This is a genomic window from Bacillus basilensis, assembly GCF_050630465.1.
GTDB lineage: Bacteria > Bacillota > Bacilli > Bacillales > Bacillaceae_G > Bacillus_A > Bacillus_A basilensis.
The window spans coordinates 150168-171563 of sequence record NZ_JBNTQO010000009.1 but is presented as its reverse complement, the minus strand read 5'-3'; the positions used below and the strand labels follow the sequence as shown (position 1 = coordinate 171563).

General features: G+C 34.1%; 17 protein-coding genes and 1 pseudogene. 8 read left to right on the top strand and 10 right to left on the bottom strand.

Annotated features, from left to right (window positions below; translation table 11 throughout):
• Together ACQVV1_RS18385 and ACQVV1_RS18380 are read left to right on the top strand one after the other, a co-directional pair.
• The coding region (locus ACQVV1_RS18385) for an IS3 family transposase (RefSeq protein ID WP_431169333.1) at nucleotides 1–764 on the top strand (764 nt) is incomplete at its 5' end.
• A gap of 195 nt (nucleotides 765–959) precedes the next feature.
• Nucleotides 960–1736 carry an alpha/beta fold hydrolase gene (locus ACQVV1_RS18380; RefSeq protein ID WP_242251523.1) on the top strand — a complete coding sequence of 259 codons (777 nt, stop codon included), beginning with the start codon at nucleotides 960–962 and terminating at the stop codon, nucleotides 1734–1736.
• A gap of 122 nt (nucleotides 1737–1858) precedes the next feature.
• On the opposite strand, the gene ACQVV1_RS18375 is transcribed toward ACQVV1_RS18380, so the two are convergent.
• From ACQVV1_RS18375 to ACQVV1_RS18355, 5 genes are all read right to left on the bottom strand, one after another.
• On the bottom strand, nucleotides 1859–2479 hold the full coding sequence (locus tag ACQVV1_RS18375) for a YcnI family copper-binding membrane protein (protein ID WP_242251521.1): 621 nt from the start codon (nucleotides 2477–2479) through the stop codon (nucleotides 1859–1861).
• 182 nt (nucleotides 2480–2661) lie between these two features.
• A complete protein-coding gene (locus ACQVV1_RS18370) occupies nucleotides 2662–4311 on the bottom strand; it encodes a copper resistance CopC/CopD family protein (protein ID WP_242251519.1) in 1650 nt (549 codons plus the stop codon).
• Nucleotides 4312–4639: 328 nt separating this feature from the next.
• Nucleotides 4640–5059 carry a VOC family protein gene (locus ACQVV1_RS18365; protein WP_060630450.1) on the bottom strand — a complete coding sequence of 140 codons (420 nt, stop codon included), beginning with the start codon at nucleotides 5057–5059 and terminating at the stop codon, nucleotides 4640–4642.
• 83 nt (nucleotides 5060–5142) lie between these two features.
• Nucleotides 5143–6501 carry a branched-chain amino acid transport system II carrier protein gene (gene brnQ / locus ACQVV1_RS18360; RefSeq protein ID WP_063224234.1) on the bottom strand — a complete coding sequence of 453 codons (1359 nt, stop codon included), beginning with the start codon at nucleotides 6499–6501 and terminating at the stop codon, nucleotides 5143–5145.
• A gap of 234 nt (nucleotides 6502–6735) precedes the next feature.
• Nucleotides 6736–7428, bottom strand: coding sequence for an FMN-dependent NADH-azoreductase (locus ACQVV1_RS18355; protein WP_063224235.1), 693 nt, complete (start codon nucleotides 7426–7428; stop codon nucleotides 6736–6738).
• A gap of 293 nt (nucleotides 7429–7721) precedes the next feature.
• On the opposite strand from ACQVV1_RS18355, the gene ACQVV1_RS18350 reads away from it, so the two are divergent.
• From ACQVV1_RS18350 to ACQVV1_RS18330, 5 genes are all read left to right on the top strand, one after another.
• On the top strand, nucleotides 7722–8687 hold the full coding sequence (locus ACQVV1_RS18350; RefSeq protein ID WP_431169331.1) for an arsenic resistance protein: 966 nt from the start codon (nucleotides 7722–7724) through the stop codon (nucleotides 8685–8687).
• A 560-nt stretch (nucleotides 8688–9247) separates the two neighbouring features.
• On the top strand, nucleotides 9248–10414 hold the full coding sequence (locus tag ACQVV1_RS18345) for an S-layer homology domain-containing protein (protein ID WP_431169330.1): 1167 nt from the start codon (nucleotides 9248–9250) through the stop codon (nucleotides 10412–10414).
• Nucleotides 10415–11077: 663 nt separating this feature from the next.
• Nucleotides 11078–12229 carry an S-layer homology domain-containing protein gene (locus tag ACQVV1_RS18340; RefSeq protein WP_431169329.1) on the top strand — a complete coding sequence of 384 codons (1152 nt, stop codon included), beginning with the start codon at nucleotides 11078–11080 and terminating at the stop codon, nucleotides 12227–12229.
• 181 nt (nucleotides 12230–12410) lie between these two features.
• Nucleotides 12411–13616 (top strand): WXG100 family type VII secretion target, encoded by a 1206-nt coding sequence (locus tag ACQVV1_RS18335; RefSeq protein WP_431169328.1) that lies wholly within the window; start codon nucleotides 12411–12413, stop codon nucleotides 13614–13616.
• A gap of 21 nt (nucleotides 13617–13637) precedes the next feature.
• Nucleotides 13638–14096, top strand: a complete 459-nt coding sequence (locus tag ACQVV1_RS18330; RefSeq protein ID WP_431169327.1) for an SMI1/KNR4 family protein — start codon at nucleotides 13638–13640, stop codon at nucleotides 14094–14096.
• Between the two features lie 48 nt (nucleotides 14097–14144).
• Here the strand turns inward: ACQVV1_RS18330 and ACQVV1_RS18325 are convergent.
• Nucleotides 14145–14272 (bottom strand): annotated as a pseudogene (locus ACQVV1_RS18325) (N-acetylmuramoyl-L-alanine amidase); the annotation flags it as partial.
• A 58-nt stretch (nucleotides 14273–14330) separates the two neighbouring features.
• Between ACQVV1_RS18325 and ACQVV1_RS18320 the strand changes: the two are divergent.
• Nucleotides 14331–14639, top strand: a complete 309-nt coding sequence (locus tag ACQVV1_RS18320; RefSeq protein WP_431169326.1) for a hypothetical protein — start codon at nucleotides 14331–14333, stop codon at nucleotides 14637–14639.
• 133 nt (nucleotides 14640–14772) lie between these two features.
• Here ACQVV1_RS18320 and ACQVV1_RS18315 read toward each other — a convergent pair whose 3' ends face one another.
• Genes ACQVV1_RS18315 through ACQVV1_RS18300 form a run of 4 tightly spaced genes read right to left on the bottom strand, consistent with a single transcriptional unit; the run spans nucleotide 14773 to nucleotide 21396 of the window.
• Nucleotides 14773–15579, bottom strand: coding sequence for a GH25 family lysozyme (locus ACQVV1_RS18315; RefSeq protein ID WP_431169325.1), 807 nt, complete (start codon nucleotides 15577–15579; stop codon nucleotides 14773–14775).
• Nucleotides 15579–16004: a phage holin family protein gene (locus tag ACQVV1_RS18310; RefSeq protein WP_431169324.1), complete on the bottom strand. Its 426-nt coding sequence runs from the start codon at nucleotides 16002–16004 to the stop codon at nucleotides 15579–15581. The genes ACQVV1_RS18315 and ACQVV1_RS18310 overlap by 1 nt, the downstream gene beginning before the upstream one ends.
• A 38-nt stretch (nucleotides 16005–16042) precedes the next feature.
• The gene (locus ACQVV1_RS18305; RefSeq protein WP_431169323.1) at nucleotides 16043–19909 is read right to left on the bottom strand and encodes a phage tail spike protein; all 3867 of its coding nucleotides are present in this window, start codon (nucleotides 19907–19909) and stop codon (nucleotides 16043–16045) included.
• Entirely contained in the window at nucleotides 19906–21396 is a 1491-nt protein-coding gene (locus tag ACQVV1_RS18300; protein ID WP_431169322.1) for a distal tail protein Dit, read from the bottom strand. The genes ACQVV1_RS18305 and ACQVV1_RS18300 overlap by 4 nt, the downstream gene beginning before the upstream one ends.

Genomic DNA, 21396 nt, shown 5'->3' with positions numbered 1-21396 from the left:
GGATAAAGCGACACGCAGTGCCTTCTAAAAAACAATTAGCGGACACTGAATTCAAGAAAAAAATATTGGAGTGTCATGCAAAACTAAGAGGGATTTATGGATATAGAAGAATACAAGTGTGGCTGAAAGCCACATATAACCTTCATTTGAATCATAAGCGTATCCAAAGATTGATGAATGAATTAGGTATCAAAGCTATAATTAGGAAAAAACGACCTTATTACGGAAAAAAAGAGGCGTATGTGATTTCAGAGAACCATCTAAATAGAGACTTTCAAGCTTCAAGACCAAATGAGAAATGGGTAACTGATATTACCTACTTAATTTTCAATGGACAGCGCTTGTACTTATCCGCCATTAAGGATTTATATAATAATGAGATTGTTGCCTATGAAATCAGTCGTAGAAATGACTTAAAGCTTGTTTTAGATACACTTAAAAAGGCAAAGAAAAAACGAAATGTGAAGGGAATCCTCTTGCATAGTGATCAAGGATCCCAGTACACATCTCGTCAATATAATCAATTACTTAAAAAATATCAGATGAAGGCAAGTATGTCTCGAAGAGGCAACTGTTGGGATAATGCTTGCATGGAAAACTTCTTCAGTCACTTTAAGGCAGAGTGTTTTCATTTAACCTCCTTCCGTAAAGCGAATGAGGTTAAACTTGCCGTACGCAAATATATACATTTTTATAATCATCAAAGATTTCAAAAGAAATTAAATAACCTGAGTCCATATAAATATAGAACTCAGGTTGCTTAGTTGCGCTTTTTAAATACTGTCTACTTGACAGGGGTCACTCCATTTGTAGGCTCTTTCTTATCATTTCATGAGTAAAGTCACTTAGAATTTTAACAGATGAAAATTTTTTATTGTATGATGATAATTAAGTAGCAAAAATATTATCTCTAGTACAGATGGGTGGATTTACAATTCCAATTATAAGGGGGGAGTTATATGGTTTTACACTATAAAGAATTTGGAGATACAAGTTCTCCACTTATGGTTTTTATTCATGGGGGCGGAGTCAGTGGATGGATGTGGGACAAACAAATTAAACATTTTACTAACTTTCACTGCCTTGTTCCTGATTTACCTGATCAAGGAAAAAACAGAAATAAAGATCATTTCTCAATACATTTTAGTGCTAAAAAAATCATTGAACTAATTGAAGAAAAAGGACAAGGTAAAACTATTATAGCAATTGGGTTTTCATTAGGTGCTCAAGTGTTAATTGCGATGCTTAGCATGAAACCTGACTTAATCCAATATGCTATGATAAACAGTGCCTTAGTCAAATCCATTCCTTTTGCTAGCACATTTATAAAATCTATTGGGCTAACCTACCCTCTTATAAAGAGTAGGACGTTTTCGAAAATACAAGCCAAATCAATATACATAGATAAAGAATACTTTGACCACTATTATCATGACAGTTGTCAAATAAGTAAAAATACCTTCATAAGGATGCTAAAAGAAAACATGTCGTTTACAATACCAAAAAACTTTGAGAATGCTAATGGTAATATATTAGTAACTGTTGGAGAAAACGAAAAAAGAATCATGAAAGACTCGTTGACTGAAATCCTTGAAAGTAATCCCAATTGCACAGGTGTTATTATTTCTAAAATCGGTCATGGAATTTCTTTAGCGGACCCTAAGTTATTTAATACTTTAATTGAAAACTGGCTAGAACATGATTCCGTGCCGGAAGACGTAATGACCATCAATTGATTTCCACGTATCAATAAATTTTGTTATATAGTGACTACAACAATGTTGCTATCCTCATTTTACTAATCCCTAAAACTAATAAAAAAGGTCTCATTACTTTCAATGAGACCTTTCAATGTTACTTATTTTTTACGACGTACTACAAAAACACACGTACCTACCGACGATACAATCGCCAAAATAGATAAAACAATTGCTATTACTTGTACATTACTAGTACCTTCATTCTTTTCTACACTAGACACTTCACCATGTTCTCCTGTTAATGACGTACCTTTTGCAATTGTAGTAAGTGAATGCGGTTTTTCAGCTTTTTCATCGCCTGTCCATTCAACAATTTCTCCGTCTTTATATTGTTGATATGCATCCCAAGCTATTTTTTGTTCTTTATCCGGATTTTTAGCGACGAAAGTAAATCGCTGGAACTGACCAGGTGAAATTCCTTCTCCTGTTGCTTCCCATACTACAGTTTTCACTTTTCCAGCATTATCTTTTTGCTCTTCCACTTTCCATCCTGGCACTGGTTCATACTGTTGGAATTCCACACCAGACGGTATTTTCAGTGTAACTTTTGTTGTTGCTATATTCTTTTCAACTGGTACTTTTATCGTGTAAGTCTCCCAAGAGCCAATGTCAGAAGTTGCTGGCTTCACAGTTACGTGCGCACTAACAGGTAACGAAAACATTCCCATTGCAATTATTGTTGCGATCATTATTGTTCCTAATTTTTTTATACGTTTCATTTTCTATTTACTCCCTTTTATCTATAATGCCTCTTTACCCCGCTATTCGCCGGGCAGTATGACCCCTATTTCAAAATTCAGCGAAGGCAAAGAAGTTAGGCGGGGATCAACTGCCCGTAAAAGCACAATTGGGGCGGGCTAATAATCAGTGGGGGATACCCCCCACTGATTAAAGTTTCACTTTATCTGCCACCTACAATAAATTTATAATCTGTATCAAAGCTATCAAGCGATTTTGTTAATCCGTGTACTTGTATATTCCAGTTACCTGTCATGTTAATATACATACCTTCTGCTTCATATTCTCCCGGTGAAACTGCCGAAACTTTAAATGATCCTTTTCCCATATTCATATCTAACGATTGAGTCGTTAGTGTAATTTGCTCCATATCAGTAACAGGTTGGCCATTCTCATCCTTCACAGTAACATGAAATGTATTCTGTCCTACCTTATTAGGACTCACATTTAGCGTAATTTCATATCCATTATCTACTTGTTTACTCTCTGTAAAAGGTCCAGTAGGAGGCATCGGTGGTGTTTGTACGTTTGTCATAAAAGCTACGATTACAAAAATGATAATTCCAATGATAAACTCTACTTTCAACGTAGCGCCTAATCCTTGCTCCGCTCTCATTTTCCCTTTCACATAATGAACAATTCCCAATATCCCCATGAAAATGAATAAAAGTATCTTTACTAATAAAGCTAATCCATACTTTGTATCAAATAACGAGTGGATTGTTGGAATAAAAAATGTACTGTTAAAAAGACCTGTTATTAAAATCACGATGACAGCACCTGTTGCCCACGGTGAAAAACGCTTAATCATATCCCAATACATATTCCACTTGTTATCCTCTTTACGTAAAAGAAGAATAATAGATGATAAACCACCCACCCATAATGAAGCTGCGAATAAATGTAGAAAATCCATAACGACAGCAATATCTTTAAACTTTAAACCATATGCGTGACTATTAAAGGCTTTCATAACAAGTATCCCGATAAACAATAGCAATGGAATGCTCCATACTTTAAACGACGAAAGCTTCTCACGCTTCATCGCAAAATACGAAGCGATTATAAGTACACTTATAAGAGCCATTTGAGTAATCCATACATAACCAAAAACAGAAAGCTGTAACGTTTCTTTTAATAATAAAGGATTGAATGCTTCTAGCCATGAAACATCAGCATTTATTTTCGCTTGCAGTGGTAGATTGAATAATAAACTAACGAATATACCAATTAATGAAATCCATATTATTTTTTTACTTCTTAATTGAACTTCTATTACGTTCCCTTTATACATAATAAGATTAAAGAATAGAACTCCTATAAATAGTGAGAAACTTGTATATAAAATTCCACGTTCCATAATCATATCAATTTGCGGGACATACCCCATCTCTTCTACTTGTACATCGTCTGCTCCCACTTCAGCTAATCCAATACGGAATGGAATAACTCCTTGAATTGGATGTCCATCAGCTGAAATCACTTTCCACTGAATAGAGTAGAGACCTTTTTTGAGATTCTCTTTTAATCCAGCTTCTAATAGCTTTTTATTTTTTTTATCAATATGAGCATCTTTTAAATCGACCCTTTTACCTGATGTATCTCTCACGTACAATATATTAAAACTTGAAACTTGTATGTCCTCATCGAATTCGATTTTCACAATAGATGGTGCTTTCTTCAATGTTTCATTTTCAGCAGGGTTTGATTTCACAACGTACGCATGAGCAGATGCACTTTTCGGTATTAATATGATAAGCACACACGCAAGTAATAGCCATGCCCCTAACCTTCTCATTACTTTCACAATCATTTCACTTCTTTCTTCCTCATTGCTATACTTTTATTACATCTACTTCCAAATTCAATCCATCGGCGAAATATTAACTTGATTAAATATAAACTTCTATACAGTATAACTCTTTATTTCTCTCTCACCTCTAAACTTCTAATATAATAGTAACTACCTTCATAGATACTACTTACATTTTTAAAGCCGATTGTTATTATATCATAAAATATATTTACGTAAGTTCCTGAAGAAGAAAAGTTATCGTGAATCATTTGTGAAGAAAGTGTGAAATACATAAATAAAAAGGTATTACGTTATTATGTAACACCTTTTTAAAAATATCTTTCTTCTATTTCTCTTCCGGATAATCACAATACTCTATGATTGTTCCCTCTGTATCCGCTGGGTTAAGATAGATTAATCTTCTGCCGTGTTTATTAATTCGAAGTGTATGCTCTAACGTTCGAATTCCTTGTTCTTTTAATTCTTCTAAAGCTATATCTAAATCATCTACACGATACGCAACGTGATGTACACCTTTACCTTTTTGTTTTATAAATCGGGCAATTGGTGAAGTAGTGTTATTTGTCGGCGCAAGTAATTCAATTCTATCTCCATCCACTTCAAGAATAGCTACTTCACTTTCCACACCCGGTGCTTCACTTACGTAACGATCTATTAATGTCCCTAACAATACCTTTTCATAAAAACGTATCGTACTATCTATATCTCGAACTGCGATTCCTATATGATCAATTGTTTTTTTCATTTTATTTCCCCTACTACTTTATTTTCTTTCATTATTAATAGTAACAAAAAAAGCTATAGAAACAAGTTCTATAACTTTTTTACTTAACCTATTTTCTTATTCGTATTTGCTGCTGGTTGAATTTGATTTTTTGGTTTTAAAACGCTAATGCCATATCCGATAAATCCACCGATAATCGCTGGGAAGATCCAGCCTAATCCTACTTCCTGCATCGGAAGGAATTTAGTAAACACTTGGCTTACTACTTCAATGTTAACTCCAGCTGCACTTAATCCATCAAATAAGCTGATAATAAATGTTACGATTAAGCTCACTTGATAAACTTCAGCTCTTCCTTTGAATAATGAATGGAAGAATGTTAAGAAAATCAATACGATTGCTAGTGGATAAATTGCTGTTAATACTGGAACAGAAACTGCGATTAATTGTGTTAATCCTACGTTTGCAACAATTGCACTAAATACACATAGCGTGACTGCAATTGCTTTGTAAGGAACATTTGGGAATAACTTATGGAAGAATGAAGAACATGCTGATACAAGTCCTACACTAGTTGTTAAACAAGCTACTGTAATCATTAATCCTAATAATACTCCACCATATGATCCAAAATAGTAGTTAGAAACTTTCGCTAATACTTCTCCGCCGTTCTCTAAATGTCCAAGCTTTGCAACACTTGAAGCACCCATATAAGAAAGAGCTGTATAGATAATTGCTAAAATAGATGCTGCAATGATTGTCGCTTTTGCACAAACGACCATAATTTGCGTTTTCGTTTTCGCACCTTTTTCTTTAATTGCATTAATGATGATGATTCCGAATACGAATGATGCAAGCGTGTCCATCGTTAAGTATCCTTCTTGGAATCCTTTAAAGAATGCGTGTGATGTATAAGCTTCAACTGGTGCTTGCATTTCTCCAATCGGGTGAATAAAAGCAACGATTACTAAAATACCGATGAATGTTAATTTAATTGGCGTTAAGATTTTTCCAACAATATCGACAATTTTCGCGGGATTTAGCGAAAAAAAACAAGTGATGCTAAAGAATACAATTGTGAAAAGAATTAAAGGTGTAGAACCTAATCCCTCTGGCATAAACGGCTTAAGACCAATTTCATAAGATACATTTCCTGTTCTCGGTATTGCAAATAACGGACCGATTGCTAAGTATAAAACTGTTGTAAACACAATCCCGAACACTGGGTGAGCACGACTTGCTAATGACTGTAAATCATCTTTACCTGAAAAACCAAATGCTAGTACACCTAGTAACGGTAATCCAACACCAGTTACTAAAAATCCAGCGTTAGCAATCCACACATTCTCTCCTGCCGATTGACCAAGCATTGCCGGGAATATTAAATTTCCTGCTCCAAAAAATAGTGCAAATAACATTAATCCAATAACTACTATGAACGAAAACGGTACTTTATTCGCCATAATATAACCCCCATTCAAATTTCCTTATCTCATTTTCCATTTTTAACTAATTGAATTTTCTGAATATTTAATTCGATTATCAACTATTCTTGAACTCATTATAGTTTGATATATAATATTTTGCAATACTATTTTCAAACTTTTCATTTATTTTATAAATATACATTTTTTAACATAGAAATAGACTAAAAAACCAACATGGTCATCCATGTTGGTTTTTACATTTACTATTAATTAAAATTTCGCCGCTACTTTCTTAACGTTCTCTAAACCTTCTTCAACAATTTGTTGTGAGCGATCTGGATATTGATTGTGTCCTTCAATTACAACTGTCTCTGGATTTGTAATTCCCCAGAATCCAAGTACAGTTGTTACGTAATTCACTGCCATTTCCATAGGAGCCATTTGTTCTGAAGAGTAATCTGAACCACGTGCACCTAATACAACTACTTTTTTACCACCAGCTAAACCTTCTGGACCATTAGCTGTATATTTAAATGTTTTTCCAGCTTGAGATAAGTATGAAATATATGTGATTAATGGTGCTGGTACTGTAAAGTTCCATAGTGGGAACGCAAATACAACTTTATCAGCTTCTAAAAACTGATTTAAATATTGATCTACTGTAGCAACAGCCTTCTCTTCTTCAGCTGTTAACTCCATACCTTGACTACGTTTGTATCCACCTGAAATAGCGACATTTCCGTAATAAGGAAGATCTAATGCAAATAAATCTAACTCTGTAATTTCTGTATTCGGATTAGCTTCTTTATAAGTACTTACAAATGTTTCATACATTTTTGAACTAATTGCTTGCTCCGCTGGACGATCGTTTGCTTTTACAAATAATACTTTTGACATTGTTTTATTCCCCTCTACTTTTGTATTTTCTTCTTTTTTACCAAATAACGAGCTAAATAATCCCATTTTCTTCACCTAAACTTTCTTATCATATTCATTATTCATCATCATAAAAATTCTTATTCTAATAAAAAGTTCCAATTGATACCTTAAGTAAAGGTAATTAAAACTTTTTGTTATTTAATTACCTTATGTAAGTGATTGTAATATATCTACTTACTTTAGTCAAGTAACTTTGAATATAAAATAATATCTCGGATTAAAAACATTAACCGAAACTCAATTGAACACCAAATACCTCTATATTACTTGTATAATAAACTTAGAAAGGAAAATTCATATTTAGAAAGGTTTTACTCATGAGCACTATAGAAAAGATTCAAACTTTTATTATTCTTTTTGCTGTTACATGCGGCATCATACTCGGGCAATTTAATTTCATACATATGTATTCAGAGCAATTTATTGTCCCCTTCTTATTTTTCATGCTATATGGATTATTCCTCAGCATACCATTGAAAGAAATAAAAAATGGATTTCGCAACTTAAAATTTGCTGGAACAAGTCTTACTATTAACTTTTTATGGACACCTTTACTCGCTTGGGGATTAGGAGCACTATTTCTTCCGGATCACCCAGCGCTTTGGATTGGATTTATCATGTTAATGGTTACTCCATGTACAGATTGGTACTTAATCTTTACTGAAATAGCGAAAGGAAATGTAGCACTTTCTACTGCGATTTTACCGGTAAATTTAATTTTGCAAGTACTACTCCTTCCAATTTATTTATTTTTATTCGCTGGTGTCATGAAGACTGTAGCGGTTTCTGTTTTAGTAGAAAGTATTATTATCGTAATCGTCTTACCATTTTTACTTGCACACGCTACAAAATTCATTATGAATAAATTGCAAAAAGCTGAAACACTTGAGAATAAACTCATTCCGTTTTTCAGCTCTATCCAAATTGTATTTTTAAGTTTAGCAATAGTAGCGATGTTTGCATCACAAGGGAAATATTTACTACAAAATATGAATGTCGTTTTATTATTACTCATTCCTGTTCTATTGTTCTTCATCATTAATTTTGTACTAGGACAATTTATCGGTCGTATTATGCGTTTATCTTATAAAGATACAGTAAGTCTAAACTTAACAACATTAGCAAGAAACTCGCCTGTTGCACTCGCTATTGCCATAACAGCTTTTCCAGACGAACCACTTATCGCTCTTGCGTTAGTTATTGGACCATTAATAGAACTACCAGTACTTGCTTGTGTGTCACAAGTGTTATTACTTATTAAGAAAAAAAAGCAATATACATAATAAAAAAACGTCCTACTTTGGGACGTTTTTTTATTTTCGAGAACTTATAGAAGTAACGATAATTATCGGCTCTAAGGATTTTATACGTGATATTAAGTCTATTTTTATTAGCATTTCGTATAAGTGTGATTTAACTGATTAAAGCTATTTTCAAAGACGACATATCAGCGATAAATTATGTCTATTTTGTATAGGTGTTAGCAAGTTCGTTTGCAAACTTGTTAGCACTTTTTATAACTCTTCGATTACATAAACCCTCACAAACATAATAGCTCCAATTAATTTTCATTATAAAAAAGGCTTAGCTAAGTAACCGAACTATTCTCTTGTCAAAAAATCACTTCACATGCATCTGTTCTTCATTTGCAATTACATAATATGTTTTTTGCTGGATATTGTGGATAGCTATCATAGTTCACTTGTCATCCATCTTAATATCCAGTTATCGCTAAATATTGATTTAATTTGCAAACCTAAATATAATATTAATTGTTATATTTTTATTTATTAATAAAATAAGTTAATTAATTTGTCAAAAATTAATTAAAAGGAGCTCACTAATGAAATTCAAACAAATTATTTTAGCAGGCGCTGTTCTTGCTACATCAACATTTACCTCTTTAACAAATGCACAAGCTGAGACTGGATTTCGCGATGTTCCTTCAGATCACTGGTCTTATAATGCAATTATGGATTTAAAAGAGAAACAGATCTTTGCTGGTTATGGAAATGGTATATTTGGTTTTGGTGATCCCATCACACGAGGTCAAGTTGCTAGATTGTTATATAATTATATACAACCAGTGACTGATCCTACTGCCCCTCCTTTCAAAAATCCATTCAATGATGTGAAAGGTACTATGTTTGAAAAAGAAATTTTAGCGATTGCTAGAGCTGGAATTATGAATGGATATGGTAATGGTAAATTTGGCCCAGATGATACTTTAACTCGTGAACAGTTGGCTGCTGTATTAAAAAAGGCTTTCAGATTAAGAACATCATCTATAACTACATTTGAAGATGTTGAAAAAAATTATTGGGCTACTGACGCAATCAGTGCACTTCAAGAAAATAAAATTGTAGTTGGAACAGGAAATAATATGTTTGAACCTAAAAAAATTGTAACTCGTGAGCAATATGCACAGTTTCTATATAATGCAATTAATTTTGTAGAAGCAAAACCTGAATTACCACCGTTTGATCTCCCAAGCTCTATGATTACAAGTGAATTTCATTACGACAGTAGTAGCTGGATAAACAGTTCACCGTTGCTACTAAAATCTGTATCTAAAGAAGCTCAAAATCTAATTACTAAAATAAACAAGAATTATAATGAAGATTTCAAATACGAAAGCGTATATATCAGCGGCGGCCAGATGGGCGATGGTGAAAGGGTAGAATTACTTTCCTCTAATCCTAATTTAGGAAAGATTTATGATTATGGACAAGGGCAACTCTATTTAGTAGGTGAGAATGAAAATGATTTCATGATTACATTTATAATTGATAAAGCTACTGTAGAGTTAGCAAAAAATTGGATTACTTTAATAAATCCAGATTTAAATCTAGATAAAGAAATTAACGATATTGTTGCATTACCTTTCAAAAATTCAGGCGAGCGAGATTATCACACAAACTTAGATAAGGGTAACTACAAAATGGAGTTAAGCACAATGCCTGCATCAAATGGTTATGAATCAATATCCATAAATGTTAAAAGAAAATAATTAATAGATAAAAAACAAGGTTCTCATTGGAGACCTTGTTTTTTTGTTTCAATTCAAATATTTATAGTATCACTTATGCACATCTAACCATCTAATAAAATTTCAAGTTGAGAGCTTGCAAGGTTTATTGTTAATTCATTTGGTGTTTTGTACGACTGGATTCAATTTGAGTGCTAATTTTAAGTTTGATGAATTAGTGAATATAAATTAAAGAGACCGTCCCTAAATGGGATGTTTTTTCTATTTACGTCTTACCTTACACTTAAACAACTATACTCTTTTGTTCAAGCCTCCCTCTCACTCTTCGCATAACATGTACTAAAAAGGAGGTACGTGATTTTTATGTCAAACTATTATTACGACCGTTCACATAAGTGCTACCGGAAGAAACATAAAAAATGCGACTGTGATTGTCATTGTGAACCTCGCTACCGAACGTTAACATCAGGTCCTTTATTCCATAATGCTGACACTGATTTCATTCAAGTTTCTGTACTTAATCAAACTTACATAGTATGCCTTTCCTAGTAGTTATGGATAGTAATCGAAATTTTTTGTAATCTATCTCAATATCCATTTACAACTAAATATTGATTTAATTTACAAACACGAATATACTATTAATTATTATATTTAAATTTAATAATTAAAAGGAGCTCACTAATGAAATTCAAACAAATTATTTTAGCAGGCGCTGTTCTTGCTACATCAACGTTTACCTCTTTAACAAATGCACAAGCTGAGACTGGATTTCGCGATGTTCCTTCAGATCATTGGTCTTATAATGCAATTATGGATTTAAAAGAGAAAAATATTGTGGCTGGCTATGGAAACGGAATGTTTGGTTTTGGGGATAATATCACACGAGGTCAAGTAGCTAGACTGATATATGCCTACTTGAAACCAGCAGAAGAACATAATGCACCAAATCCTTTCACTGATGTCAAAGGACATATGTTTGAAAAAGAAATTTTAAGTCTTAGTAAAGCAGGTATTATGAATGGTTTTGGCGATGGAAAATTTGGTCCAGATAATGTTTTAACACGTGAACAATTAGCTGTTGTATTAACAAAGGCTTTTAACTTCAAAGCGACATCTACTACCACTTTCAAAGATGTAGATAAAAATTACTGGGCGACAAATGCTATTAGTGCATTACAAGAAAATAAAATTGCTGCTGGCACAGGGGATAATCTATTTGAACCTAAAAATATTGTAACTCGTGAGCAGTATGCACAATTTCTATACAATGCAATGAATAAGGTAGAAGTTAAACCTGAATTAACACCTTTCGGTATACCTAGCTCTATGATTACAAATGATTTTTATTACAACAGTAACAATTGGAAAAATGCTTCACCAGTGCTAAAAAAATCTGTATCTAATGAAGCGCAAAATCTAATTACAAAAATAAACAAGAAATATAATGAAGATTATAAATATGAAAGCGCATCTGTCAGCAATATGGGCCTTCCTGAAAGTGTACAGTTACGTACTTCTAACCCTAATTTGGGAAGGATTTATGATTTAGGACAAGGACAGTTCTTTGTAGAAGGTGAAAATGAACATGATTTCTATATTACGTTTATAATTGATAACGCAACTGTTGAATTAGCGAAAAATTGGATTACTTTAATAAATCCAGATCTTAATCTAGATAAAGAAATTAATGATGTTATAGCAATGCCTTCCAAAAAAGCAAGCGGGCGAGATTATCACACTTACTTAGATAAAGGTAAATACCAAATCGAGTTACACACAAGGCCTCAAACAAAAGGCTATGATTCATTATTCATAGGTATTAAAAGAAAATAATTGATAGATATTAAAAAAGCCGCCCAATAGGACGGCTCTTTTTACTTCATGTACACATAGGGTTTATTTACAATTAAGCAGATTTTACTTCACATAAATATTATTATACTAATCTAAAATTTCCATATTTACATTTTTTTCTTTTTATCTCATAATTTAAATTGGGTAAGGGAGGAAAAAAATGGTTCAGATCAAAATAACACCTGAAATGCTAGAAGAAGTGGCTAATCGTGCAAATAATACCAGAATCGCATTAGAATCTATACATAAGAATTTATGTAATGAAATAGATCATTTGTGTTTTCAATGGATTGGTGCCTCTAATCAACAATTCGTTCAAATGTTCAATGATGCGAGACCAAAAGCTTTTACATCTATCAATTCAATTATACAAGTAGAAGAAGATTTGAAACGAATTGCCGAAAAATTCCGCAACACAGATAATCAAGATGTTACAATGGAAGAAGGTGCAATGTGTGGTAAACCCCCTGAAAAATCTACAATAAAAAAGGTTTGGGACGGTATTGTAGAAGGTACGGGACAAGCTGTTGAAGATACAGTAGAAGGCTTTAAGGCACTTGGTAAATGGGAGACGTGGGAAAACATGGGGAATGCTGCCCTACACCCTATTGATACCCTTAGTACCATGTATAATGTATTGTCAGATTCATTTATTAATGATGTAATAAATGGTGACGCAGAAAGTCGTGCAAAATGGGGAAGTTATGCTTTAACTCAAGTTGGTTTAGGACTTATTGGTGATAAAGGAATAAGCAAAGTCACTACACTCGCAAAGGGTGCGAGTGTAGCAAAATTCTCAGAAGGTATTTCGCATTTTACGAATAAATTGCAAATGGGAGATCGCTTTGCATATGCTAGCGTTAGTGAGTTTAGAGATATTCCAAAAACTTCTTTTAATTCTTTAGAAGAAGCACGTAATACATTTATGTTTGCTGACCCTGGTAATTTAAATACACCTAGATTCCAAGAATATCTTAGCCAAGTAGAAGAAATAACAAGCAGAAAAATTCCTGAAAATCAAAGAGAATTGCTTCAGGAAGCTTTAGAAAAGAATGCTTATGAACGATTAAACAAAGAAGAAGTAGATCAAAGAAGGGCTGAGTTCAATACTATAAAAAATAAGCTGATAGCTGAATGGGAAAAAGAAACAGGCCAAACATGGCCTACATATACGGAGGAAGTTATTTCGAGAAGAGGTAAAGTATCACGGAGAATTGATAAACCATTTGATGCACATCATTTTATTGAAAATGCACATGGCGGGGAACATGAATGGTGGAATATGCACCCAGCTAAATACCCTGATGAACATCAAGGTGGTATACACGCTAAGGACAGTATCTCAAGAGAAATTTTTAAAAAGTAATTAACGGAGGTAACGAAAGCTATGTTTGATTTTTTGAAAAAGTATGTTGTAGCTAATGAAAGTGTAAAATCTGACCAAACACCTATTTTCTATCCTTTAAAAAGTGAGGAAATAGAAGAGGCAGAAGAGTTGTTAAAAATGAAATTCCCTAAAGAATTAAAAGATTTTTACAAGGAAATTGGTTATGGTTTTTTAGAAGCATCAGATAGGTTCTTTTTTAATAGATTTATGGACCCATTTTCGGTTTCTGATTTTCGTTTAAGGGAAGATATTTATGAATACAACCCCAATATAGATGGTGTTGATGATGAAGAATCGCTGGTTTTCTTTGAAGTAACAGAATTGAATTTTTTAACAATTAAATTCAAAAAAGAAAATGAATTAGGCCAATGTCCTATTTACTCGAGTTCTACAAAAATAGCGGATTCTTTAGAGGAATTTATAAATAAAATGGTTGAAAATCCTGATTATTATATTTAATCTTTTTAAACAAAGAGAGAGTCTGCTCAATATAAGCAGACTCTCTTCCTACTTCACATGTACATAGGCTTCATTAGTTGTTACATAGTATGTTTTCCCTTTGCTTTTGTGTAGACAGTTACTTTCACATCAATCGTAAATTCTAAACCTGCATCTACTGAGCCAATGATACCTTTTGATGAGCATTTAAAAGTTCCTCTTGATAAAGTTTTTAATTAAGGAGTGTTGAGAACAATGGGGAGATATCCACTAATAGCAATGATAAAAGAAAATGAGGATAAAGAAAATGTGATTTACAGTTTTGGTCCAGATACTGAATCTTGTATGTTAAATCCAGAGCTTTATAGTAGATGGAATTTTAAAGTTGCAAAGAATGCAACTAACCGTGTGGAAGCATTTATTTTACTAGATGATATGCCTGAGAAACATATTTCCTTGTTATATAAATGCGTTCACAAAATATATGCTCACATAGAAGAAAATGGTGGTATAGAAAATATGAATAACATTGATTTTCCGGAATATTTAGAGTTTATTGTTTAATAGATATCAGCATTAAACGTTGACATAATAATTATAAGAAACCGACTCTTTTATGGGAATCGGTTTCTTTGTCATGCTGTTACTAAATTAATATATGTTTACATAGGCCTCATTAGCTGTTACATAGTATATTTTACTTAACCTCATACCACCAACCTTTACGGTCAAGGTATCCTTTCATTGCATTAAGTTGTGTATCTGATGTTGGCTCAGAAACAAAATATGTTAATCCATCAGATTGTAATTTAAAGTTCGCTGTCATTTTAACAGATGTTAAAGCTTGCATAACATCTTGAACCTCATACGGTGAAAAAGCACCTGATTGGATGATGTTTTGTTTAGGTTCCTCCGCTTGTACTTGCTCCTGTTTCTGTTCTGCTCCAGTAAACCAAGATAAAGACTTACTACCGATTAATTCATTTAAATCACACTTACCGATACCAGGTACATTTCCTGTTTCTGTGTACTGCCAAATATCACAAGGATATGCTGGCTTATTGCCGCCATACCGTGGAATCCATACAAAATCACATTTTACATTTGCCATACCAAAAGGCGCATACATATGATGACCAACATATAAACCAACTTTCTTAGCCCCCAATCGGTATAACTCATCGATAAACGCCTTTGTACCTGCTCTCATATCGTTCATTGTTTTTACTTCTACATCAGCCACCCAAACCGTGGCGCTCTTGTCACCGCGACTCCAGAAGTCTTGTGCTTCCTTCTTCGCATCAGCAATTGAAACAAATCGGCAAAATGCATAGTTACCAAAAGGAATGTTATGCTGCTTCATTGCTTGTACATATCCTTTATACAATGGATCTACGTAATTTGATCCATCTTGTACACGAGCAATAACAAAATCCAAGTACTGTTTTGCAACTGGCCAGTTAATGTTACCGTTCCATTTTGAAATATCTACGATTTGTCCCATTATTGATTCGCTCCTTTTTTCTCCGTTTGTTTTTGTTTCCCACCTAAAATTTCAACCGCATTGGTTAGAGCTGAAGGTAAAGGGATTCCAATACGACCAGCATTTTCTAACAATGAAAGCAATTCATTCCCGATGAAAAAGAAAATCGTTGCTTCACGAATTGCACTGTTTGTTCCCATAATTGCATCAGCTTGAGTAGCTGCTGCTACCAAAAGAAAAAGCACCACCTTTTTGGCGATGCCTTTAAATCCCACTTTACTTTTCAACTCCCCATTAAATCCTGCTGCGAATACTCCGGTAATATAGTCAATTGCCGCCATGATAACAAGAACTTTCAACGTTGTATCCCACCCTCCCAAAAAGTATCCGCAGAAACCACCAAATGTAGCTATAAGTGCTTTCAGTAATACATCAATACGATCCATCTTTCCATCTCCTTTTTAGGCAATAAAAAAAGACCAGCTTACGGCTGCTCTGATTTCTCATATATTAATTTTTGGACTAATTCTTCTAACGTTGCAATCTTGTTGTTCATTAATGTAATTTCTTCATTATGTTTTCTCTCCATTTCTTTTAATTCCGCGTTTTGATTTTCTTCAAGCTCCTGTAAGGCTTTGATTGTAAGTGATGCGTATGAATACAAGTGAATCCCTTTCCCACTTTCATCAACAAACGCTTCATCGCATTCATCCACAATTAGCCCGTAGTATGTTTTAATATCTTCTGTTGTTAGGGGTAGATCGTTAGGAGCTTTCTCTTCTCTCATCCGGTAAAGTTCGTTTACAGCATTCTTATAATTAAACTGTCTGATTCTAAGATTTCTAATTTTTTCTAAGGCGGAAAAAGAAATATCACGGATATTAGATTTATACTCCCTTAATGAAGGAGTCATAAAATTCCCTTGAACAGCGCCCCATCCATTTTGAGTAACAGATGATTTCAGTTGGATAACTCCTGTATATCCTGCTGCACGGCTATTACGTAAAGTGATATTAGGTAATCTTAAATCAGAATCTGTACCATTATCTTCAACGACTAACGAAGTTTGATATAACCCAGTTTTTCCTCGTCTAAAATACCAACTCCCATTCCCAGCATAAAAAACATGGTAATCATTAGCATTTAGAACACTTAGTCCGTTCCTTTGCAATTCCCAGTACACAGATTTTTGGACTGTACCATCAATTATGCCATCGCTAATACCAATGTTCGCATAAGCCCCTGACCATCCTGCACCTGCTTGAGACATAAATAACGTGCCTGCAGGAGCGTTAGTCTTTTCATCTGACCCTAAGATAAAAGTTGGTTGTACTGAACCATCTGTTCTTCTGTAATGTCCTAGAAATGATCTAGCAATCCCTTTTTCATAGAGACGTATAAATTGGTCATCTAAGCTTACGTAGTTATCTGTATTTGATGTTCTAATTTGGCAACCACTTAGCAATCCAGCTTTAATCCACTCAGCATTAACTTTACCAACTAAATCTATTCGTGCAGCATTTAACCTAATGTTTTCTTTACTCATGTTAATGGCTGCTATTACATCATTTTCTTTTACAGATATACTAACGCCCTTTTCTGTTAGCTGAAGGCGCGACTCCATATCTCTTACATAAGAATCTGTAGCAAATTGTCCATCTGCTTGCGTCTTTGTATATACTTCTGTCTTTTTTGCTGCAGCATTGATACCCTGTTCGTTAATAGTAAAGCGGTTATCGATTAGAGTCATTTTTTGATTAAATTGCTCAGTTGCAAGCTTATTAGCTAATTCGCCCAATAAATCTTGTTTATTTTTATCAATTGTTTGTTTCAACTCAGGTATCTTAAACCCAGCAACATAATCCTCTACTTGTTTAAGCTCAACTTTTGCTCCGATTGCTGTTGCCTGTTGTTCAAGTTTTGTATTTGCTTCAGTGAGTTTCTTCCCTTGGTCTGATACTACATTATTTAAATTACTTACTGTAGAAGATAATCCAGTTGCTGTTTGCTCCACAGTACTCATGCGTTTTTCAAATCCAGCTTGGCTATTTTGGACATTTGTTACAGTGGTTTTTACACCATCCACACTTTTTTCAATCTCGGTTGTTTTCTTTGTGAATTCACCAGTTGTTACTTGGTTTTCTGGAGCTGGTGTCCAATCCTGCGGCTTGTTCCCTTTATACAGAGCAACCCATTCTACAACGGCTTTTGTAGTATTACTTGGATAGTTATATAAACTTAACTTTCGTTCATTTCCACTTGTAGCCGCAACAGCTTTGAACGTTACATAAGTTATTCCATTAGCATAAACACTTGTTGCATATCCAACATTATTTGAACCGCCATTCTGCCAAATCCCAAATTTCTGACCTTGTGGGGCACTTCCCTTAATCACAAAAGTATATTCCTCACCAGCAAAGAAATTTTCAGTTAGAGAATATTGATTGATTAGATATTCTGTTTTTTCATATTTAACATTTGAATCTAGTAAAAGGTTGCGCCCTCCAGCTCTATCGTTATTAATCTTTGTTTCTACACTTGTTAACTTCTCACTGATTTTCCCAGCTTGCTCTTTAATTTCAGTTGTTGTCTTAGTTAATTCACTTGTTGTTTGCTGTACATCAGATATCGTCTTTTTTGTACCTTCTACAGTTGATTCAACCGTATTTAATTTACTACTAATTTCATTATCTTTTTTCGTTAACGACTCAATAGAAGTTTTAAATCCATCTGAATTTTGTTCTATTCGAGTCATTTTTTTATTAATATTGCCTTGTTCGTTTTGCACATCAGAAATTGTGCGACTAACACCTTGTAAGCTTTCCTTCACTTCGTTAAACTGTCCTGTTGCTTGATTCTGTGCTTCTTGAACCTTTTGATTTAACTCTGTTTTTGTGGACTCAATATCTTTATTAACCTGATCTAATGTTTCTTTTTTTACAGATTCAACATCGGGTACAACCGATTCCCACGCTGTACCTGTCCATATTTTTAAAATGCCGGGCTTTCCGTTACTAATATCACGCCAAAGCGTTTTAAAAGGTTTCAGTCCTGTTGTCGGTGGATTCTTGGATTCTATAATTTCAACGGTATTATTTTTAATATTCTCTTGTACTTTTTCAGCTAGTGCTTTTGCTGCTTCTGATTCCTTCTTTGCATTACTAGCTGTTTCATTAGCATCTTGAACCAATTTATCTAGTTGATCAATCATTTCTTGTTTATTACCAAGCGAACTAAGAATACGATTGTAAATCTTTCTTAATTCTTCATTTTGATTAACTATCTCACGATAATCGCCGAATTCATATTTATCTTGCGTAGGATCTGTAAAAGATTCATCTCCAGCTATTACTCGCGCTTCAAGATATAATGCTGGTGTAAACCCTGTATCTTTAATTTTGATTGTGTCGCCTTCGTTAATTAATTCGTGTTCTAGGCCGAAAATACGACCAATCGATTGTGCTTCCACTTCATAAGAGATTGAGGAATTGACACGCTTTTTCAATTCTATTTCCATAAGCGTCAGTAGACGTTTTGGAGTCATGTCTAATTCTTCTGTTTCTGGTGTATAAAAACCAAATTTATGTTGTCCATGTTCATTCCATCTTTGAAACGCATCTGCATCTACGATATAGGGTAGACCTTTATTAATGCTTTCAATAGTGATTACTTTGTCACCTTCACCTTTTACAAATCCAATTAAAGCAGTGCAAATATTACGTGTATGTTCAATACGCGTAACACCGACTAAATCTTTTCCTAATTCTATTTCTTTGCCTGTATCATGCCCACGTTTTTGAATCATATCTACATACCAACCGATGATTCTTGAACCTTTAATCTCAACACGATATCGAATTTCCAGTTTAAATAAAGATGCAATCTTCTTTAAAAAAGTGAGTGGGTCAACATATTCATCGATGGTCATTGTATGAAATCCAGCATATTCAGTAATTCCGCGTTGCCACTTCATACCTAAGAGTGCTAAATCAATAAACTCATTAACTGTCTTACTCTCTATCCGTTGTGGTTTTATAATCCCTGATTTAGCAATTTGAATCCAAGCTCCTGAAGCATATGTGGTAATAGATCGTGTATCGGAATTTTTTTCAGTCTCTGTAATAACATATGGCACGATTCTTCCATCGCGAACTTCTTTCAAAACAAGATTCTGTTGTTGTAACGTAATTGCATGGTCCGTTCCGTCAAAAGCGGTGAAATCCAACATGTCAACATTATTTTTAAGTTCCCAATGCCGTTTGTCATCCCAATAATCCTCTGGCTGGATAGCTGCGACGATTTGATCCGTTTTAAAATCCACAACATGCAAAATCCCGCTTGGTGTTCTCATCTAAATCTCTCCCTATAACTGATTGTTGCGTTTACATCTGGCGGCATAATATCGATACGATTGTCACCACGTATTATGACAGGAAAATTACTAAAGATTTCTTTTATATTGATTGCATTCTTCCCGTTGATTGTGACAAGACTTTTCTCAGTATCGATAACAATTTTATCTCCAGTATCAAAGATATATGGTTGTGCATTAGATGGAACTTTGTTTACCTTCCAAAATTTCAAATCATCAATTTGTATTTCATTAACAGGCTGGTGATTATCCCACTTGCAAATCGCAATCATAACTTGTGCAATTTTACGTTCTGTCATTGGATTTCCTGTTTCATCAATCCAACGTTCTACAAGCGAAGCGCCATCTTTTTCTGTACCATCTATAAACTTAGCCACATATACAGACCACACCTTCCCCCGCCTAGCGATACGCAAACGCCCTCGAAATTGGTTAAATGTAGTCGAATAATACCCACTTGTATCAACTAATTTCCGAAAACTATTGGGTGTTCCGCTATTTCCAATTTTCATATGTGCCCTTGTAATTTCGGCAGTTGCATATAGATCATTCATATTGATGCGGGCTACCACATTACTAGCCTCATCTAGAAGAAGAACTTCAACACGACCCATTTCACCTATATTTTTGGACTTCAAAGTCATCCATGCCTCCATTTCAAAGTCTTGTAATGGGCCGCCCGGAATGTTTTTCTTGGCTATAGCACCGTAGAATCCTACCTCTTTTCCGTAATCTTCACAATACAGCGCATAGCCACCCCGCGATTTAAAACTCCCTGTTCCTTTCATATCATCGAATTGTCCAGTAACAGGTGTCCATCCTATAGGAGTGGCCATTTCATCCCACATGACTCTTTCTCGTTCTTGTACCGTGGTTTCTTCCACAGTCAGAGGGTAGCCAATTCTGAAATAATCACGATTATTCGGATACTCTCCAAACCATACATCTAAAAAAGTACTTGGTTTTTTCACCGTCATTTCAATTAACGCTGGAGCTTCTACACTTCCTTTATTAGTAAAATAAGAAGTTGTTTCTGTAGACCACTTTTGCGTAAATTTGTGAGTATTTGTTTCCCCTAATTTATACGGCATTGGACAAACAAAAGTAATAACACCTCTACCTCTATTGACTATTTCGTCCAAATCGACAGAACCATCTATTAATGCTAAATAAGTCCTGTCTAACTCATCATCAAAAATAAGTTCAGCGGGTTGCTCTGTATATAACCAATCCGCTAAATCTTCTTTTAACTTTTGTAAATCTGCCATATCTTTTTTCGCTTTAATAACAAGAGGAACGTCAATGCGACGTTCCTCCGTTTCTGTATTAAGTAAAAGAGCCCCTGCGCGATGAGGGACTCTTACTAATCTTCTTTTTACTGGAGCCCATGAAGGACGTTTTCTTCCAACTAGCATTTGAATATAATCTTTTCTAATATTATTAAAAGTAAAACTAAGTTTCCCCAA

Excerpts from the sequence above, each read along its gene's own strand:
- ACQVV1_RS18380 (WP_242251523.1), top strand. The coding sequence starts at position 960 with ATGGTTTTACACTATAAAGAATTTGGAGATACAAGTTCTCCACTTATG.
- ACQVV1_RS18375 (WP_242251521.1), bottom strand. The coding sequence starts at position 2,479 with ATGAAACGTATAAAAAAATTAGGAACAATAATGATCGCAACAATAATT.
- ACQVV1_RS18370 (WP_242251519.1), bottom strand. The coding sequence starts at position 4,311 with ATGATTGTGAAAGTAATGAGAAGGTTAGGGGCATGGCTATTACTTGCG.
- ACQVV1_RS18365 (WP_060630450.1), bottom strand. The coding sequence starts at position 5,059 with ATGAAAAAAACAATTGATCATATAGGAATCGCAGTTCGAGATATAGAT.
- brnQ (WP_063224234.1), bottom strand. The coding sequence starts at position 6,501 with ATGGCGAATAAAGTACCGTTTTCGTTCATAGTAGTTATTGGATTAATG.
- ACQVV1_RS18355 (WP_063224235.1), bottom strand. The coding sequence starts at position 7,428 with ATGGGATTATTTAGCTCGTTATTTGGTAAAAAAGAAGAAAATACAAAA.
- ACQVV1_RS18350 (WP_431169331.1), top strand. The coding sequence starts at position 7,722 with ATGAGCACTATAGAAAAGATTCAAACTTTTATTATTCTTTTTGCTGTT.
- ACQVV1_RS18345 (WP_431169330.1), top strand. The coding sequence starts at position 9,248 with ATGAAATTCAAACAAATTATTTTAGCAGGCGCTGTTCTTGCTACATCA.
- ACQVV1_RS18340 (WP_431169329.1), top strand. The coding sequence starts at position 11,078 with ATGAAATTCAAACAAATTATTTTAGCAGGCGCTGTTCTTGCTACATCA.
- ACQVV1_RS18335 (WP_431169328.1), top strand. The coding sequence starts at position 12,411 with ATGGTTCAGATCAAAATAACACCTGAAATGCTAGAAGAAGTGGCTAAT.
- ACQVV1_RS18330 (WP_431169327.1), top strand. The coding sequence starts at position 13,638 with ATGTTTGATTTTTTGAAAAAGTATGTTGTAGCTAATGAAAGTGTAAAA.
- ACQVV1_RS18320 (WP_431169326.1), top strand. The coding sequence starts at position 14,331 with ATGGGGAGATATCCACTAATAGCAATGATAAAAGAAAATGAGGATAAA.
- ACQVV1_RS18315 (WP_431169325.1), bottom strand. The coding sequence starts at position 15,579 with ATGGGACAAATCGTAGATATTTCAAAATGGAACGGTAACATTAACTGG.
- ACQVV1_RS18310 (WP_431169324.1), bottom strand. The coding sequence starts at position 16,004 with ATGGATCGTATTGATGTATTACTGAAAGCACTTATAGCTACATTTGGT.
- ACQVV1_RS18305 (WP_431169323.1), bottom strand. The coding sequence starts at position 19,909 with ATGAGAACACCAAGCGGGATTTTGCATGTTGTGGATTTTAAAACGGAT.